The organism is Actinomycetospora cinnamomea, assembly GCF_003096675.1.
GTDB lineage: Bacteria > Actinomycetota > Actinomycetes > Mycobacteriales > Pseudonocardiaceae > Actinomycetospora > Actinomycetospora cinnamomea.
Genome location: NZ_QEKW01000041.1, coordinates 1 through 1,850 on the forward strand (window position 1 = coordinate 1; position 1,850 = coordinate 1,850).

A 1,850-nucleotide genomic window follows, 5' to 3' on the forward strand; every position below is an offset into this window, starting at 1 on the left:
GAGCCTGTCGCTTAATCGTCCTGGGACGTCGAGGCGGACGAGGGCCTCGGTGCGGGGTGGGTGATGATTGCCGGCGTGGCCGGGAGGTGCATCCGCGTCCAGTTGCATCGGGGCGGTCGCCGGGGCGGGTCAGGCCGGGGCGGGTCGGGCCGGGGCGGGTCAGGCCGCTGCGGCCCGGGCGCTGTAGAGCTTGCGCAAATTGTGCACGAGGGCGGCAAAGGTGATCTCGGCGCTGGCAGCGGTCAGTCCGCGTCGTGCCAGGTGGGGTAGCAGTTTCTTGATGTTGCCGATGCCGGGTTCGACGGTGGCGCCGCGACGTTTGTAGGCGGCGTGCCCGTCGGGGGTGCGCAGCCGGTGATCCATGGCCTGTCGGGCGGTGGCGCCCGCGGGTGGTTCGCCGTGAGTCGGGTGGTCGTGAGCGGCGCGGTGTTGCGCGCGGGTCTTGCCCAGGGCGATGAGCCGGTCCGGACCGGGGGCGGTGAGGTTGGCCTCGCTGGCGTAGCCGGCGTCGGCCAGAAGCAGCCCGATCCCGCCGTGCTCGTCGACGGGTTCGTCGGGTCGCGCGGTGGTGGCGATGTCGCGGGCGGCGGCGACCGCAGCCTGGGTCATGGGGATGAAGCAAGGGTTGTCGTTCGGGTTCTGAGTGACCTGCGTGGCCAGCACCAGTTGGTCGGCGGTGATGGCGAACTGGGCGTTGTAGCCCTGCACCCAGCCGCGCCGACTGGTCATCAGCCGCGAGTCGGGATCAGTGACATTGCGCCGAGCTGCCCCCTTCTGCTCGTGGCCCTGCTCGTGATCGTTCGTGTCGGCGGCTCGGTCGGCTCGGTCGGCTCGGGCCTGTGCCTGGGCCAGGGCGTGTTCGGCTCGCTGACCCCGCCAGGTCTGCTCGAGTGGCTTGGGGCAGGGCCCTTGAGGCGCGAGGTAGAAGGTGGGGCGAGCGCGGTGATCAGCCCACGCAGCGTGCCAGCGGTCGATCTTGTCCTGCTGCTCGGCGCGCAGCCGCTCCAGCTCGCCACGACGGGCGGCGAGATCGGCCTGGGCCTGCTCGTGCTTGCTGGCTGCGTCCGCGTCGGCGGCATCGCAGATGATCTCGAGCTCGTCCAAGCAGGCCCGGATGCGGGCCCGGCGGTCCCCGCCGCTCCAACGCTCGGGCACCTGGTCGGCGGCCGCACCATCCTCGCGCCCGCTGCCCTCGCCGCGCTCGAGTCGCTGCTGCTCGGCCCGATCCTCGGCGGTGTCGGTCTCCGCCGCGGCCGCGGTGCGCTCGGCGGCGGCACGGGCGAACCAGTCCCGCTGGTGATTGGCCGTCAGCGAGGCGTTGGCGGCGAACTTCGACCCGTCGATCGCGACCGTGCCGACCTGCCCGAGCCCCGCCCGCGCGCACAGCTGCAGCACCTGGGCGAACAGCTCGGTGAACACCTCCTGATGCCCGGCCCGAAACCGGGCGATCACGCTGTGGTCGGGGATGTCGCCGGCACAGAGCACCCGGAAGGCGACATCGGTATGACAGAGCCGCTCGATGCGCCGTGAGGACTGCAGCCCACACGCATACGCATAGATCAACAACCCGAGCATCATGTCCGGGTCGTAACCCGCCCGGCCGGCCGCCGAGCCGGTGGCAAGGCCCTGCCCCCGACGGCGACGGCGCTGGTGCAGCGCCGTGGTGTCCAGCTCGGCGACCACGTCGAGCAGGAACCACACCAGATGATTCTCGGGCAGCCACTCGCGCATGTCCGGAGCCAGCAGGAAGCGCTGATCCCGATCCACCGGTCGATACCTCTTTGCCACCCCAAGATCCTCCCGCTCAAAGGAGATCAACAGGGGGAGGCGCGCGATTTGGCAACAAGCTC

General features: G+C 71.0%; 1 protein-coding gene. It reads right to left on the minus strand.

Annotated features, from left to right (window positions below):
• Positions 1–159 precede the first annotated feature (159 nt).
• Positions 160–1,850 (minus strand): transposase (locus C8D89_RS28605; RefSeq protein WP_243418456.1); only part of this gene is annotated, 1,691 nt, incomplete at its 5' end.